At 36.4% G+C, this 15897-nt stretch carries 13 protein-coding genes and 1 riboswitch; of the genes, 4 read left to right on the forward strand and 9 right to left on the reverse strand.

The window, feature by feature from the left end; translation table 11 throughout:
* Positions 1–785: 785 nt before the first annotated feature.
* The 5 genes from J7Q84_RS06270 to ade form a co-directional block, all read right to left on the reverse strand.
* Positions 786–1493, reverse strand: coding sequence for a DNA alkylation repair protein (locus J7Q84_RS06270; RefSeq protein WP_209093675.1), 708 nt, complete (start codon positions 1491–1493; stop codon positions 786–788).
* 532 nt (positions 1494–2025) lie between these two features.
* Positions 2026–2154 carry a YjcZ family sporulation protein gene (locus J7Q84_RS06275; RefSeq protein WP_209093676.1) on the reverse strand — a complete coding sequence of 43 codons (129 nt, stop codon included), beginning with the start codon at positions 2152–2154 and terminating at the stop codon, positions 2026–2028.
* Positions 2155–2279: 125 nt separating this feature from the next.
* Positions 2280–3059, reverse strand: coding sequence for a membrane protein insertase YidC (gene yidC / locus J7Q84_RS06280; RefSeq protein WP_209093677.1), 780 nt, complete (start codon positions 3057–3059; stop codon positions 2280–2282).
* A 29-nt stretch (positions 3060–3088) separates the two neighbouring features.
* Positions 3089–3361 (reverse strand): hypothetical protein, encoded by a 273-nt coding sequence (locus J7Q84_RS06285; protein ID WP_209093678.1) that lies wholly within the window; start codon positions 3359–3361, stop codon positions 3089–3091.
* Between the two features lie 67 nt (positions 3362–3428).
* Positions 3429–5156 (reverse strand): adenine deaminase, encoded by a 1728-nt coding sequence (gene ade / locus J7Q84_RS06290; RefSeq protein WP_209093679.1) that lies wholly within the window; start codon positions 5154–5156, stop codon positions 3429–3431.
* 29 nt (positions 5157–5185) lie between these two features.
* Positions 5186–5289: riboswitch (purine riboswitch) on the reverse strand.
* A gap of 238 nt (positions 5290–5527) precedes the next feature.
* Between ade and J7Q84_RS06295 the strand changes: the two genes are divergently transcribed.
* Entirely contained in the window at positions 5528–6295 is a 768-nt protein-coding gene (locus J7Q84_RS06295; protein WP_348519827.1) for a DUF4397 domain-containing protein, read from the forward strand.
* A 38-nt stretch (positions 6296–6333) separates the two neighbouring features.
* On the opposite strand, the gene J7Q84_RS06300 is transcribed toward J7Q84_RS06295, so the two are convergent.
* A complete protein-coding gene (locus J7Q84_RS06300; protein WP_481747536.1) occupies positions 6334–7455 on the reverse strand; it encodes a histidine kinase N-terminal domain-containing protein in 1122 nt (373 codons plus the stop codon).
* Between the two features lie 280 nt (positions 7456–7735).
* On the opposite strand from J7Q84_RS06300, the gene J7Q84_RS06305 reads away from it, so the two are divergent.
* On the forward strand, positions 7736–8131 hold the full coding sequence (locus J7Q84_RS06305; protein WP_209093680.1) for a YueI family protein: 396 nt from the start codon (positions 7736–7738) through the stop codon (positions 8129–8131).
* Between the two features lie 492 nt (positions 8132–8623).
* Here the strand turns inward: J7Q84_RS06305 and J7Q84_RS06315 are convergent, their stop codons facing one another.
* The 3 genes from J7Q84_RS06315 to J7Q84_RS06325 all read right to left on the reverse strand — a co-directional run bounded on the left by J7Q84_RS06315 (position 8624) and on the right by J7Q84_RS06325 (position 12934).
* A complete protein-coding gene (locus J7Q84_RS06315; protein ID WP_209093682.1) occupies positions 8624–10048 on the reverse strand; it encodes an aldehyde dehydrogenase family protein in 1425 nt (474 codons plus the stop codon).
* A gap of 5 nt (positions 10049–10053) precedes the next feature.
* Positions 10054–11418 carry a 4-aminobutyrate--2-oxoglutarate transaminase gene (gene gabT, locus J7Q84_RS06320; RefSeq protein WP_209093683.1) on the reverse strand — a complete coding sequence of 455 codons (1365 nt, stop codon included), beginning with the start codon at positions 11416–11418 and terminating at the stop codon, positions 10054–10056.
* 157 nt (positions 11419–11575) lie between these two features.
* Positions 11576–12934 (reverse strand): hemolysin family protein, encoded by a 1359-nt coding sequence (locus J7Q84_RS06325; RefSeq protein ID WP_247739112.1) that lies wholly within the window; start codon positions 12932–12934, stop codon positions 11576–11578.
* Between the two features lie 459 nt (positions 12935–13393).
* Between J7Q84_RS06325 and J7Q84_RS06330 the strand changes: the two genes are divergently transcribed.
* Together J7Q84_RS06330 and J7Q84_RS06335 are read left to right on the forward strand one after the other, a co-directional pair.
* Positions 13394–13915 carry a chromosome segregation protein gene (locus J7Q84_RS06330; RefSeq protein ID WP_209093684.1) on the forward strand — a complete coding sequence of 174 codons (522 nt, stop codon included), beginning with the start codon at positions 13394–13396 and terminating at the stop codon, positions 13913–13915.
* Positions 13916–14079: 164 nt separating this feature from the next.
* Positions 14080–15708 carry a peptide ABC transporter substrate-binding protein gene (locus tag J7Q84_RS06335; protein WP_209093685.1) on the forward strand — a complete coding sequence of 543 codons (1629 nt, stop codon included), beginning with the start codon at positions 14080–14082 and terminating at the stop codon, positions 15706–15708.
* The last annotated feature ends 189 nt before the right edge of the window (positions 15709–15897 follow it).

Here is a 15897-nt window from a genome sequence, read left to right on the forward strand (position 1 = left end):
CTTTATATAAAACTGGAATCATACTGACGTGTTCTGAGTAAAAAACGCCGAAAAACGAGCGTTTATTGGCCCGTTTTTCGGCGTTTTTGTTCAATTATATATCCGATTCATATTCATTTAGGGGAAAAACGAAGCAAAAAATTGGTATGAAATGAATAATGAACAGCAGGGTCATTTGCAGTCATAATACTGGCATGATTTTTGAATGGAGGAGTTGCTTCAGGATCTATGAACTTTTAATCCATTGAAGTGTTGAAAACAATCTTTCCTTGTTACCCTTCTCTACTACAGCCTCAGACGTATTTATGCGTAATCGAATATCTACTTGATTTGTGCTCATTTTTAAGCGGTGCTGCTTTACAACCTGAACCAGTCTTATAGAACCCTCTGATCATTCAGTTCAATTCCTTTTATCATATATATCTATTATTCAATCCCTTTAAAAAAGATTGTGTTCGCATGGATTGTTGCTCTTATGGACATACAGTACAATAGAGGTAGATGATACGATTAAGGAGCGGCAAATATGAGTTGGAAAGATGCACATATGTAAACCAACTTCCTTTAAAGGAGCAAAAGAAACTGTACTTCGCATTAGGACATGATTTTGAAGAGTTGAAACTATCAAAAGGGATATGCAGACTTACAACAATAAGAAATTTCCATATAAAAAGCCCAATTTGTCAGCATTAAACTGAGAAATTGGGCTTTTTTCATTGCTTCATTAATGCGCCCGACTGTTGAACAGCCACTGATTTTTACTTGTCAGCAATCTTCAAATTATGTTAACATCTTACGTGTTTGCGTTTGAAACCCAGCATCCCTCTATCTAGATTCTTTTGAATATTGTCATAAGCGTGCAGGATACTGCTTTTTTTCTTATCCAGGTTGATTTCGACTGGGCCTACTTTCTTTGCAGTTTCAACCGCTTTATCATGGAGCGGCAAATATGAAATTCCAACAGTGTAGATAAAATTATTCATAGCGGATTTTGTTCGATCAGGAGAATCATGAATCGTATTTTCCGCTTGATTAAGCATACTAGCAAGCTTGCTTACGCTAAATTCACTGTCGGGGCGATTACCCAAAAGCCAGCAGTAACAGCTCCAGCCTGCCGACATTCTAAGTTCTTCACCACTTGTGATCCATTTATCGGCAACAGCTTGTGCAAAATCGGTTTCTGCCAAAGTTACTGCAACCACATAATCGGATAGCATATAAAAATAAGCTCCATCTATCCAACGCTCAAAATCCGCCTCAGTCATTACCATGGGGTCCGCAATGATACCGGCAAAATACATGGCATCGTAGTTCCCGGTTGCGTAAAGCTGCTCGGCCAAAGGCTGATTTCTCTTGATTTTTTTTACGAGCGACTTCATTGCACCCGTAGCCACGCCAAAAAGCGGTTCGTCTGCGCCATTACTCATGTAAGTCCTTTTAGTCCGTTCCTTGCCGAGCACTTCCAGTTCCTTCATAACCATGTCGAAATCCATCGCTTTGCACTTCCTTCCTTTATAATCATACTTACTGAATTGTAACCATCTGCCCGATATTTTTTGTCAAGACGTGTATTAACTCGATGTAAAAGGTCAAAAGTAGCTTGCTATCCCAAAGAACTTAGATCGAATACATTTTTCCTATGTGCTCTTGGTACATTTATACCTAAGATCAATAAAACCTCTTGAGGTTTTTGAAAGAATAAACGATATTCATTACCATTCATGCTTAAAATATGTAATCGCAATTAAGAATATATGTTCTATTTTAAATTATCATATACTTGAAGTCAATTATGTATAATTGCGCTAATGTTTACTGAAATCCCTATTTTAGGCTTTTTGCTGTCTATAAGTAGATCAGGTGAATTCACTTTTCTAAAAGTTCTTTTATCGTATTTAGTAACATTTTAGCTTCAAAACCTCTAATAGCAACAAACTTTGAGAACATAGCCTTTAAAAAAGAAAAAACCGATTAACATGTTGTTAATCGGCACATAGTTTGTAGTGGTTGACGCTCTAGTCTGCCTTATCGAATCCAAGAAGCTCCGATGATAATTAAAAGAATAAATAACACAACGATTAACGCAAAACCTGAACCGTAGCCGTAGCCACCACCGCCATAACCATAACATCCATAACCAGGATATCCGTACATAGTTTTCACTCCTTACATTAGTAATAATTGGTTTACACTGTCACAATATGTAGGACAATCTAGGAGATGTATGTGTGTTTGCCTAGTTCGTAAAAAAAAAATCTCTGTATAAACAGAGATTTTTTTTATTTAGTGATTTCCAACATCATAGCTTGCTTTTTTTGTTTTCGTTTATCTAAATAAATGGACTGCAACGCCATAAATGTATTACCTGCTACCCAATATAAACCGATAGCCGCCGCTAATTTAAAGGACATCATAAAAATCATAATTGGCATAAAATACAACATCATCTTCATTTGTTGACTTTGCGGAGTAGGATTTTGCTGAGAACGCTTGTACATAACAAAGTATTGTACGAATGTAGCTAGCGCAGCTAAAAGCGGTAATATATGGAGTGGATCAGCTGTTCCTAAATCAAACCATAAAAAGGTATGGGTACTAATCGCTTTTGTTCGCACAATTGCGTTATACAAAGCCATTAATATAAACATTTGCGCAATCACTGGCAAACATCCCATCGCAGGATTGATTTTATGCTCTTGATATAGTTTCATCATTTCTTGGTTTAATTTCTTTTGAGTTTCTGCATCTTTACTCGCATATGTTTCTCGTAATCGTTTCATTTCCGGTTGCAGCTGCTGCATTTTTAATTGATTATCATTTAAAGAAATCACAATTGGAGACAGGACTAATCGAATGAGGATTGTAATTACAATAATACTAAGCCCATAATCATCTCCCATCACATGCGCAATAAACTGAATGATATAGGAAATTGGAAATACAAAATAATGATTCCAAAATCCTGTACTTTCTGGAGTGATTGGCGCTCTGGAACTGCACCCAGATAAGAATGAGATTATAAAAATAAACGGGACTAACCCTAATAATTTACGTTTCAATGAAGTTCCTCCTTATTTTCTGTTGTAATTTACGACAGAAATAAGGAAGCCTCTTCATCATCACCTGGTCCTTCCCTCAACTTAATGAGTCGAAGCAAATATCTTCGTATATTGAATGTATATTGTGATATCGTTGCTTGCTGAGAGCTGGTAGGAACAGAATGGATGTGGCGCTGTTGTGATTGTTCATATACGCAAGGAAGCTCAGAGTACAGTTGAAATGATATCTTTGCTGTGATAAAGATATATAATAATGTGAACATGATAACGGTGTCTATGCTGTCAATCAGTATACTTTCCATGATTTCTATACTCCTCGCCCCCTTTCTTATTCGTCCCTATTCATTGTCATGGATGAATGGTAAAAAGTCAAACAGAAATATGTGTAAATGTTGTAACGTCAAACAAACCAATGTCTGTAATTTTAAGTTTCGGTATTACAGGCAAAGATAAGAAGGAAAGGGTAAGAAACGCATTGAATTCTGTTGCTGCTCCGACGGTAATTAAAGCCTCATTCAGCCTTTGAATATCCTTATAGACTTCTGTATAATGCAGTGGCGACATTAATCCTGCAATTGGCAGGGAAAGTGAAGCAATGACTTGCTCATTTTGTATCACCGCCAGTCCCCCTTGCATCTCAGTAATAGTGTGAATCGCTTTCAGAATATCCTCATCTGACGTGCCTGCAACCACAATATTATGAGAATCGTGAGCGACAGTCGATGCAATCGCTCCTGATTGGATTTGAAACCCTTTTACGACTCCTATACCTATGTTCCCAGTCTTTTTATGGCGTTCTACGACTACAATTTTTAATTGATCATTAGCTGTAGAAGGGGCAAAAAACCCATTTTGCACATTCACTTTTTCTATTAAATGATTAGTAATAAGACTATTTGGATTTATTTCGATAATATGGGCTTCTTCTGTTACAATAGGTAATTGTAGTGATTCTTTTGTAATATCAGGAACTGATACAGTGCGACTGACTTCATCTATACGAGGAATGTCTTGATTCTCTAGCAAATATTGTCCATTTTCAGCAACTAAGAGACCTTTTTTAAATACTTTAGATATTTTGACCGATTCTAGGTCTGAGAGAAATAAGAGATCAGCTTCATACCCAGGTGCAACGGCACCTTTTGTACGCAGACCATAACATTCCGCAGCATTTAACGTGGCCATCATGATGGCTGTGATAGGAGAAATTCCTGCTTGAATAGCGGCACGAACGTTATAATCGATACTGCCTTCATCAATCAAATCGTCCAAGTGTTTGTCGTCTGTGCAAAATATGCATCGTCTAGCATTTTGTTCCGTTACACCTTGCAGTAATGCTTTTACGTTTTTGGCAACAGATCCTTCCCGCAATTGGACATACATCCCTCGTCGCAGGCGATCAATCATTTCTTCTTGTGATACTGCTTCATGATCAGTTGTAATACCTGCTGTACGATAGACATTGATTTCTTCCACTCCCAAACCCGCCATATGTCCATCAATGTGTTTCCTACTCTTGTGGGCTAGTTGCAGCTTTTTCATCATGTCTTCTTTTGCATTTAATACGGATGGATAATCCATAACTTCGGCAATACCCAATACACGTGGATGAGGTAGAAATGGTTCTAATGCAGCGGCATCTAAGATTGCACCTGCATTTTCAAAAGGTGTGGCAGGAACACAAGAAGGCAGCATCACATTGACGTCAAGAGGAATATTTTCAGAGGCATCCAACATAAATTGAATCCCTTTTACACCACATACATTCGCGATTTCATGAGGATCAGCGATCACAGTGGTTACACCATGCGGTAATACAACTTGAGAAAACTCTGATGGTGTAACCATCGAGGATTCGATATGTACATGCGTATCAATAAATCCGGGGCATATGTATTGGCCGTTGGCATCAATAACATTTTCTCCTTTGAACTCGCCTATACCTACAATCATGCCATTGTGAATTGCGATATCTTCTTCTATTATTTCCTGCGTAAATACATTAATAATCTTGCCATTCTTAATGATTAGATCTGCTGGCTTCTGTTTATTTGCAACTTCAATATTTTGCACTAAGGTATTTTCCACTAAACACACGCCCCTTGTCACATTAATCTTTCATTCTTTATAAGAATAAACAAACACATATAAAAGTATAATTTACGGTAGTCTGCTAGAAACTTATAGATCATATTTCCAAAATTATATGAGTATTTTTGGCTGTTATGTTAATGTTCTATGCAATAATAATTGTATCTTTATTAACAATAATAATATAACTTTCACGTTTTACACAGGTCCAGTATTATAAAATGAAACACTAGGAGATGAACTATATGCATGTATAAGTGATTTACTATAATCAAATTCAACAATGGGTGTTGTATAAGATAAAATCTTATATTATTATTCATAATTTTTTTCTTCTCTTGCATATAGTGTAACGATTATGAGGAGGTGGGAAAGGCGTGTTTGAAAGAAATATAAATCAATATGCACAGGAAGCAGCAATGTATAAACAACTTGCTTGTTATTATAAATATTCTAATTCGCAAAAATATAGAGAGTTTTATTTAAAGCATATAGAGTCTATGCAAAAGCTTGTTAACGTTTATCATCAAACTAGATCGGTACAACAGCCTCAGCCGCCACAAGTATATCCTGCTAAAGTACGTTTACTGCATGTAGCGCCTAACGTCGAAGCCTTGGATATCTATTTAAATAATCAGCGCGTCTTACAAAACATTTCGTTTAAGCAATATAGTGATTACATTTCAGTGCCGCAAGGACAGTATAGAGTAGATATATATCCAACAGGCATTATGGAATCCCCTATTTTTTCCTCTATTATTCCCATAATGAGTCGAATGGCTTACACAATTGCAGTTGGAGGAGACAGTTCTAGATTACAAGTCATGTCATTTATGGATTCTACTTATTTGCCTTACGGAAAAGCAAAGGTTCGATTTACACATGTATCACCTGATGCTCCGACTGTGGATCTTGTAATTCAAGGTAACGATGTCATGTTTCCAAGTGTGAGCTTTAAGCAAGCGACAGAATATATAACCGTATCCCCTGGTATATTAGAGTTGGAAATACGAGAAACAGGAACTAATAATTCTCTTCTTCCATTATCCAGTACAAAGCTGGATTCGAATAAAGTCTATACTATCTATGCCGTAGGCTTTGCAAGCAAAGAGCCCAAATTAGAACCCCTATTTCTTACTAATTAAAGCCTACGAACAATCGCAGGCTTTAAAAACATATTATTTTACCTATCAATAATAGCGTCCTTTTGAATACGAATGATGAATTGAGTCCATTCTTCATTTGATTCACATGAAATGGTTCCACTATGCTTTTCAACAATTTTTTTGCAAACGTACAGTCCAATTCCTGTCCCCAGTTGTTTTGTGGTCACAAAGGGTTCAAAAATGGTTTCGATTTTATCAATCGGAATCATCGGACCGTTGTTTTTTATAATGACATGAATTGCCTCGTCGTCTTCGAATACATTCACGACAATTCTTCGATTGTAAACAACAGACTCTAACGCATCAATAGAATTCATAAGAATATTTAAAAATACTTGACGTAATTCACTTCGATAGCCTTCAAGTGAGACTGGTTGAAATAAATTTCGTTCGATGGAAACATTTGTATTTACTAAACTTGGATATAAAAAATGGATAATATCATGAAATAAATCATTTAATAAAAAATGTTCCTTTTGATCCCACATTTCTTTTCGAGAAACCAGCAAAAATTGTGAGATACGGAAGTTTAATTGATCTAATTCATGAGAAATAATATCTAAATACGGCAAATGAGGGTTGTCGGATTTTAATAATTTAACAAATCCCATAATAGACGTTAACGGATTACGAAACTCATGAACAAAACTTGCTGACATTTGACCAAGTATCGTTAAACGTTCTTTATGAGTTTCATTAATAAATTGTTGTTGTTTTTCTAAGCTTCCTGTAATAATTTCTGAATATTTTAATACGGTAAAATAAATAAACTGGTCAAACACTGTATTGATGATATTGATAACAGGCTGTAATTCTTCTAAGGTCAAATCAAACTTGTGCATTTCTTTAAATAATTCGCTTCTTCCTACATTTGCATTGTAAACAAAATCACCAATATTTACGTCTGCTTCTGCTCGTTCAATTGCAATTTTATGACACAACGGTTTTAAATCTTCAATCGCGATCTCACCGGATATGTATGAAATTAATAAATGAAGTATTTTTTCACCATTAACTATAATTTCTGCTTTGTATGGGTCTTTATTTGAGACAACAATTCTATTTTTCCAATTTTCTACAAACTGCTGACTGTTTTTTACTAAATAAGTACATAATTTTTGTTCTATTATGCCTTTGATGAGGATACCCTCCCGTCTATAACCATATTTTATGTTTACAGGTATATTTTGAATATTAACATAAAAAAAACTTTTCGTTAAGATGATTTTGTATATATAATTTTATTTTATAGAAAAAGAATATTTGGGTACATGAAATTTAAATCTTCCCATCTGTATGAATCCTTTTCATCTTACCTTATCCTTACCTAAGCCAATATCTGCTTCTTTTATATTCAATCATATTTTTAGAATATTGGTTACACTATACAAAAAAGAACAGGAGTGAATCATACATACCATGGCTCATAAAAATATTGATGACTACCTACAAGAAGGTATTCACGGGGGAAAAGATCTTAATCCTGAAGAAAAGAAATTGTTTTTAAGTACCTTTCGGGAACGAGTTGAATTAGCACTTACAATTGGTCAAGTTATGCAAGCTTCCCCTTATCCTGAAGTAGTGTCTGTGATGAAAACAAACAAAAACAGTAAATTGTTGTTAAACGGAACCATTGCTTACTCATTTCTTTCCAAATACATTTCTCTTGCAAATGATACTGCTATTCCTTTTTCTATCATTCAAAATCAAGAAGGTCACACACCTATAGGCTTAGTCGTCGCCAGCAGCGCTGCAGTCGACCGTCCAAATATTTATGTAAAAGATGAAATATGGGAAAAAGAAAGGCCTCAATGAACGTTTATGATTGTGTCTACGAACCATTCTCTATGATAATCCATCAGTAGATTAAAAATTCTTTTATTGATGGATGGTATTTAAATACGGTACGTGAAATTAAAATTATTAATAAAATAACCCTCATAACAAGGGTTATTTTATTAATATAGGTGATACATCCCATGAAACATAGACCGTCTTTCTTTTTGAAATAGGACTATATGTACCTGCAGCTTGTGTAATCATTATATCTTTATAATTAACCAATATTACAATAACCTTAACCATAGAACCTGCGAAAATCACTTCTTTTATCTTTCCTTCAATCGAACGCTTTTATTTCCTCTTAATTTTTAACTATTTGCTTTTGCACATTGTCTTTAATTTAAATAAAGTTAATATAACCTCTAGTCTTTGTATTCAACAGTGCATAACCTATTCATTTTTTCATAGAGATACAATTGTGGTTATTGCATAAAAAACCGCTGCACACTTGCAGCGGTTTTACAGTTATAATGTAAAACAAACTAATTTTAATTCCGTCATTTCTTCAATTGCATATTTTATCCCTTCTTTGCCTGTACCACTTTCTTTTACGCCCCCATAAGGCATATGATCCACCCGAAAGGTCGGAACATCATTGACCATGACGCCACCTACTTCTAGTTCCTCTACCGCTTTCATTGCCACAGATAAGTCATTTGTAAATATACCTGCTTGAAGGCCATATTTGGAATTATTCACCTCTTCTATGGCTTCTTCGATAGTAGAAAAAGAGTTTACCGATACAACTGGACCAAATACTTCTTTACATTGAACGAAGCAAGAAGTCGGGACATTAGCTAGTATAGTTGGAGCAAATACTCTATCATTTATTGCTTTTCCACCGTAAATTATACGAGCTCCTTTTTCTACAGCTTCTCCTATCCAATGCTCCATCCGAATAACTTCCTTCTTGGAAATTAATGCTGTAATATCTGTTTGTTCATCTAACGGATCTCCAATATGCAAGCTTCCGACAGCAGTGGAAAGTTTTTGAACAAATTCTTCATGTAAACTTTCATGAACAAAGATTCGCTGTACAGAAATACAAACTTGCCCGTTATATACAAATGCTCCCCATTTGCATCGTTCTATTAAATCACGAGAAAGCTTTGTGTGTTTATCTATAATTACAGCCGAATTAGAGCCTAATTCCAATGTAACGCGCTTTAGCCCTGCTTTACTTTTCATTGCAATACCAACTTCAGGACTGCCTGTAAATGTTATAGCTGCTACGCGTTCATCTTTTACTAACGCCTCCCCCACCAATGAGCCTTTTCCTGTTATGATATTAAAGGCTCCTTTAGGAAGGCCCGCTGTTTCCATAATTTCAGCTAAAACAAGAGCAGATAATGGCGTCTGACTTGCAGGCTTTAGTACTACTGTATTGCCTGAGGCAATTGCAGGTCCTACTTTATGAGCTACAAGATTCATAGGAAAGTTAAATGGGGTAATCGCTGCAATGACTCCGATTGGCTTACGAAGGGTGTAGGCTGTTCGATTTTGTGCTCCAGGTGCAGCATCGATAGGTACGATTGTTCCTGTAATTCGCTTTGCTTCCTCAGCAGCCACTTTATATGTTTGAATCGTTCGCTCCACTTCACCGCGTGCTGCTTTGAGCGGCTTTGCTGCTTCAAGTGCAATGATCCGCGTCAATTCCTCTTTCCGACGGCTTAACTCCTCCACAACTCTCTCCAATATAGCAGATCGTTCATATGAGGAAAGTGCTGCCATTGTTTTGGTCGCTTGTTTGGCAGCGGATACAGCTTCTTTGACATCTTCCAATGAGGCTTGTGCAATGTCTGCCAACTGTTCTCCCGAATAAGGCGCAACCAGCTTCTCATAATAATTTGTTTCCTTCCATGTACCGTTTATATATAAGTGCTTTTTCAATATACTTACTCTCCTTTCCAGCATTCCTCTCTGTATACCAGTTCCAACGCTTCTTGTATGATCTCTAATCCTTCCTCCAGTTCCTCATCTGAAATGACAAGCGGTGTGAGAAACCGCAACACATTACTATGCACCCCTGCGCTTAATACAATGACTCCCCTCTCATAGCAGGCTTTTGTAAGCTTTGCAGTGAATGATTTCAAGGGTTCTTTTGTTTTCGGATCTACAAGTTCAACAGCACACATCGCTCCTATTCCTCGTACATCATGAATGATGTCATATTTTGATTGTAAAGCTGCAAAATATTCTATTATCTTTTTTCCAATTGCTTGCGCGCGTCTTGGCATGTTTTCTCTCTCCATTTTCTCAATAACCGCTAATGCAGCTACACAGCCTAACGGACTTCCTCCATATGTACCGCCAATTTCACCTGGTGCAGGAGCATCCATAACCTCTGCTCTCCCCGTAACTGCACTGATGGGAACACCGGCTGCTATTGATTTAGAAAGAGTAATTATGTCTGGTTCAATATTATAATGAGTAGACGCAAACCATTCACCTGTGCGGCCAAAACCCGTTTGAATTTCATCGGCAATAAACAAAATACCGTGCTGCTTACAAATAGAAAACACTCCTTGTACAAATGACACAGGAGGTACTATAAACCCTCCTTCTCCTTGTACAGGCTCCATAATGACAGCAGCAATTTCTTCTGGCGCTACCTCTGTCAATAAAAACTCTTCAAACTGCCGCAAGCAAAAATCTGCATACGTTTTCTCGCACATGCCACTTGGACGATGAGCTACATTTGGAAAAGAAGCTTTGTAGATTGCTGGAGCAAATGGCCCCATTTTATATTTATACGGCTTGACCTTACTTGTCAACGACATCCCTAACAACGTACGTCCATGGAATCCTCTTGTAAACGAAACAATACCGGATCTCCCCGTATACTTTCGTGCAATCTTTACCGCATTCTCGACAGCTTCTGCTCCGCTGTTTAATAAAATGGTCTTTTTCAAAAAGGTACCTGGTGTGATTTCACTCAGCTTTTTTGCCAATTCTACATATGGCTTATACATGGCTACATGAAAGCATGTGTGGATAAATTCGTCTACTTGCCGTTTAATGGCATCTATCACTTCACTAGGGGAATGTCCCGCATTCAAGCTCCCTATAGCACCAGCAAAATCCAAAAATATATTTCCATCTATATCTTCTATTACAGCCCCCTTAGCTCGCTTAGCAAAAATCAGTGTATTGTTCCCAACTCCATTTGGAATATACTGTTGTCTTTTAGCAAGCCATTTTTTTGTTTGTTCACCGGGAATGTTTGTCCGAATAGAGACAAAGCGACGATTAGCACTCATGTTGTTCCCCTCCTTCTTTTGTATTAAAAATAGTCATCGCGTTTCTTTTATACACCAACACGATGACTATACCTTCTCTATACACTATGTCTATGCCGTCTGCTATAAACCAAATATTCTAGATTGAAAAAAAAAAAAAAACTGCTCAATGGCAGAGTTAACTAGAAGTAATCTGTTCTTTTAGAGAAACCAATGTAGTTTGAGAAATCACTTCCGCTTTCGAGCGCGGTTTAGTGACTTCAATACGTTTAATATAACGTCCTTCCATTTCTACTACTCTAAACTTAAGCCCTTCAATTTCGATACAATCCCCTTCTTTTATTTCAAAATATTCCGTCAAAAACCAACCTCCGATTGTATCAACATCCGTATCATCAATAGTCAAACAGAATAAATCATTAACTTCACTGACGAGTACTTTTCCTTCTAACAAGGTTTTATATTCATTAATTTCTTGAATTTCGGGCTGTTCATCTGTGTCGAATTCATCTTGTATTTCTCCTACAATCTGTTCAAGAATATCTTCCACAGTCACCAAACCCGATGTCCCGCCATATTCGTCCACCAAAATTGCCATATGTGTGCGCTCTTTTTGCATCTTGACAAACAGGTCATGGATGGAAATGGATTCAATAACTTGAATAATTGGACGAACAAACTCTTCTACTCTCTGATGTTTCGATTCTGGTCTCGTTATAAAGTCAGTAAATACATCTTTAAAGTTAATCATGCCTGCAATATGGTCTTTATCCCTATGGATCACGGGGTACCTCGTATATTTTTCCGTACTCATAACTTCCATAATCTCCGATAACAGTTTGTCTTTATCCACTGCCATCATTTCAGTTCGCGGAACCATAATTTCTTTGGCCACTCGTTCGTCGAATTCAAAAATTTTATTTACGTATTTATATTCAGATTGATTAATTTCTCCACTTTTATAACTCTCTGATACTAAAAAGCGCAATTCTTCCTCTGAGTGTGCCTCTTCCCGCTCTGACGCCGGGTATAAACCAAACAATCCAGTAATCAATCTCGCCGAGGAATTCAATATCCAAATAAAAGGGAATTGTAATTGGTAAAATAAAATAAGAGGTCTTGCTACAAAAAGAATAATCGCTTCTGCTTTTTGAATAGCAATTGTTTTAGTCACCAATTTTCCCAATACCACATGAAAAAAAGTGATCAGTATAAAAGCTGTAAGGAATGACAAAGCTGTCAAAATCGAGGGAGGCACATCCGTTCGTAATAAAATCGTGTGGAGCAAGTGTTGAATCGTAGGTATTCCCAACACTCCCAACCCGAGTGCTGTAATAGTAATTCCTAGCTTACATGCAGACAAATACTCATCCAAGTTAGAAATTATTGTTTTTACAGAGATTGCACGTTTATTTCCTTCTGCAACTAAAAAATCAATACGTGAGCTTCTTGCTTTCACAATCGCAAATTCGGATGCCACAAAAAATGCAGTCAAGGCAATTAGAACGGCAATCATACTCAAATTAAATATGTCCAAATACTTTTCCTTACTTAAGGTATAAGTAAGGAAGCCACCTCCTACAAGTTTTATTCATATTTTATGAGCGGATAGCAAATTTTCATTCTTATAATATGAAAATTTTCTGCGTGTAGTATCACTTTTCTATTTAAAACCTTATTGAAGAGACATTGTTTGTATTATTATTACAAAAAACGCATAAATCTTTGATATGTATAGCTATATCATATCCAAAGATGCTTTTTTCGTCAATCTAATTGATCTAACAAAACCTTCGACAAACCTCTGTTTCTACTTACAAAAACACCAAGAATCTTCCTTTCAACACTCGTTTTTTTGTTTTTTTTACAAATCACCTTAAAAAAATAGTATATCTTTTCTTTCTTTGCCGATTCACCACTTCTTTTGTCACTCAAAAAGGAAGTTAATGTTGCTGTAACGAACAAGTACAACAAGAGAATGAAGGAGGGATTTATAATGGAATATAAAACTCCGATGGTCGCTCAAAAGTTAGGTGTGAGCTCTAAAGTCATACTCCGTATTGTTCAACAACTTGATTTAAATTTACAAAAAAATAAATTTGGCCACTACTTATTTTCACAAAAGGATATAGATCAAATCCTTGCGTATCATGAGGTTAGTCAAGGGATTACCGAGTCGGCAGCAACAGAATCCATAGCAGACGAAGAAGAAATAGAAGCGCCGCCAGTTCATAAATCACCAGATACCGAGTTGTTATTCCAACAACAACTCGAAGAATTGTCCCGCCGGGTTGATAGAAATGAAGAAAGCATTGGTGAGAAAGCAAGCGATATTGTTGCTTATCAGGTATTACAGCATCGAAATGAAATAGAGGAATTGATGGGACAAATAAAAGAATTAACAGAGCGAATTTCCGTTTTAGAAAGAAGAAAAAACAACGTGCATGATCTTCCTTCCGCGTATAAAATAGAAAAACCAAAAAGAAAAAGAATGCTCCTAAGTATTTTCGGACTATAAATGCAAGCGAAGCATATGTTTCGCTTGCATTTTTGTTGTTTTTAAACAATAGCTCACTTGGTATAAATTTTTTGTCATCATTCATACTAATACCTAGTAATGGAAAAATATCCATTCCATCTGAAACACCGAAGTATTGTACTTACTATTTAGGAGGTCGCATCATGAAGACAAAGATTTCTGCTCTTCTTTCGCTGTTGCTAGCTTTTACTGTCTTCTTCTCAGCATGTTCCGGCAAAAAAGAAGAAGAAAAGAAAGAGACTGCTACAGGCAAAAAACAAGTGTTAAACCTGATAGAATCATCCGAGATTCCATCTATGGATTCAACATTAGCAACAGATGCTGTATCTTTTAGCGTCATGAATAACGTTATGGAAGGATTATATACACTTGGTGAAGGGGATAAGCCTGTTCCAGGTGTAGCTGAATCCTATGAAGCAAGTGAAGATGGCAAAACATATACATTCAAGCTGCGTAAAGATGCTAAGTGGTCTAACGGAGATCCTGTAACGGCAAATGACTTTGTATATTCTTGGAAACGTGCAGTAGACCCTGCAACAGCAGCAGAATATGCATACATCATGTTTGATGTGAAAAACGCTCAAAAAATTAACAATAAAGAAGTGTCAGTAGACGAACTTGGAGTAAAAGCAACTGATGACTATACGTTGGAAGTAGAGCTTGAAACTCCGGTTCCATATTTCTTAAGCTTAACTTCGTTCCCTACGTTCTACCCGTTAAATGAAAAGTATATAAAAGAGCAAGGCGATAAGTTCGGTTTAGAAGCAAATACTACTATCTATAACGGCCCATTCGTATTAAGTGAATGGAAGCATGAACAAAGCTTCCAGTTAAAGAAAAATGAAAATTACTGGGACAAGGGCACAGTCAAGCTTGAAGAAATTAACTACAACATCGTAAAAGACGTAGCAACAGGTGTTAACTTATATGACACAGGAGATGTAGACCGTACGTCTTTAAGCGCAGAGTTTGTAGATAAGTATAAGTCTTCTCCAGACTTTAAAACCATGTTAGAGCCAACCTTGTTCTTCCTTCGTCTAAATGAAAAGAATAAATTTTTGGGTAATGTAAATATCCGTAAAGCAATTTCTATGTCCTTTGACAAAGAAGGCATTGCAAACGTAATTTTAAATAATGGTTCTATGGGAGCCTATGGTTTAGTACCGCAAGACTTTGTACAAGGTCCTGACAAAAAGGACTTCCGCAAGAATAACGGAAAATTAGCAAAAACCGATGTCAATGAAGCCCAAGCGATGTGGGAAACTGGAAAAAAAGAATTAGGTGTTGATACAGTTGATTTGGAGTTATTGAATTTTGATAGTGAAAGTGCGAAGAAAATTGGTGAATATTTAAAAGAACAGATGGAGAAAAACCTGCCAGGCTTATCTGTAACAATCAAACAGCAGCCATTTGCTCAAAAATTAGATTTAGAATCTAAAGGAGATTATGCTATGTCCTTTGCCGGTTGGGGACCTGACTACCCGGATCCAATGACATTCTTGGATATGTTTGTCACAGGTGGTTCTCATAACCAAATGGCATATTCTAATGCTAAATATGATGAATTGATTGAAAAAGCAAAAACAGACATGTCCGATTTACAAGCTCGTTGGGATAACCTACTGGAAGCTGAAAAAATCTTATTTGACGATGCTGCAATTGCGCCAGTATACCAACGTGGTGCCGCTTATGTACAAAAAGACTATGTGAAAGGTGTATTAGAACATAGCTTCGGCGGTGACTTTAGCTTTAAGTGGGCATATATTGAGTAAGAAAATAACACATGAAATAATTTTAGATTTGAACAAGAATTACTACAAAACCTTGTTTTTGTAGTAATTTTCTTAATACAGTACATGAAATTTTAGAAACAACTAATCATCCTAATTTTACGTTACAACTTAGTTATAGGTCTTAGCTTGATTTTAAAACCAAGATTGAATCAGAATAAAAAGAGAGAC

It is taken from the genome of Bacillus sp. 165, from assembly GCF_017742235.1.
In the GTDB taxonomy this organism is placed as follows: domain Bacteria; phylum Bacillota; class Bacilli; order Bacillales; family Bacillaceae_G; genus JAGHKQ01.

Excerpts from the sequence above, each read along its gene's own strand:
- J7Q84_RS06270 (WP_209093675.1), bottom strand. The coding sequence starts at position 1,493 with ATGGATTTCGACATGGTTATGAAGGAACTGGAAGTGCTCGGCAAGGAA.
- J7Q84_RS06275 (WP_209093676.1), bottom strand. The coding sequence starts at position 2,154 with ATGTACGGATATCCTGGTTATGGATGTTATGGTTATGGCGGTGGTGGC.
- J7Q84_RS06285 (WP_209093678.1), bottom strand. The coding sequence starts at position 3,361 with ATGGAAAGTATACTGATTGACAGCATAGACACCGTTATCATGTTCACA.
- J7Q84_RS06305 (WP_209093680.1), top strand. The coding sequence starts at position 7,736 with ATGGCTCATAAAAATATTGATGACTACCTACAAGAAGGTATTCACGGG.
- gabT (WP_209093683.1), bottom strand. The coding sequence starts at position 11,418 with ATGAGTGCTAATCGTCGCTTTGTCTCTATTCGGACAAACATTCCCGGT.
- J7Q84_RS06330 (WP_209093684.1), top strand. The coding sequence starts at position 13,394 with ATGGAATATAAAACTCCGATGGTCGCTCAAAAGTTAGGTGTGAGCTCT.
- J7Q84_RS06335 (WP_209093685.1), top strand. The coding sequence starts at position 14,080 with ATGAAGACAAAGATTTCTGCTCTTCTTTCGCTGTTGCTAGCTTTTACT.